The 272-nt window shown below is 69.1% G+C and carries 1 protein-coding gene; it reads left to right on the top strand.

Features of this window, described 5'->3' with window-relative positions:
* Window positions 1-272, top strand: a 272-nt coding sequence (locus L9G74_RS24155) for a hypothetical protein (protein ID WP_238898631.1), incomplete at both ends; no start/stop codon positions are given.

Raw genomic sequence — 272 nt, 5'->3', positions numbered from 1 at the left:
CGCCGCCTACCTGAACATGACGCAGGACCCCAGCCACCCCGCCATGGCCCTGAACACGCGCTTCGCCGAGGTCGAGTGCCTGGCCGAGAGCCACCAGCACTTGTCCAAGGAGTCGCTGGCGGGCAACAAGCCCGCGAACGCCGTCCTGCACAAGGTGCTGAACCAACTGGAGGAGCTGCTGAGCGACATGAAGGCCGACGTCACCCGCCTGCCCGCCACGCTGTCCCGCATCCCCCCCATCGCCGCCCGCCTGCAGATGTCGGAGCGCAGCG

Origin of the sequence: Shewanella electrica (genome assembly GCF_022321485.1) — a bacterium.
GTDB classification, from domain to species: Bacteria; Pseudomonadota; Gammaproteobacteria; order Enterobacterales; family Shewanellaceae; genus Shewanella; species Shewanella electrica.
This window is presented reverse-complemented; position numbering and strand designations above follow the sequence as displayed.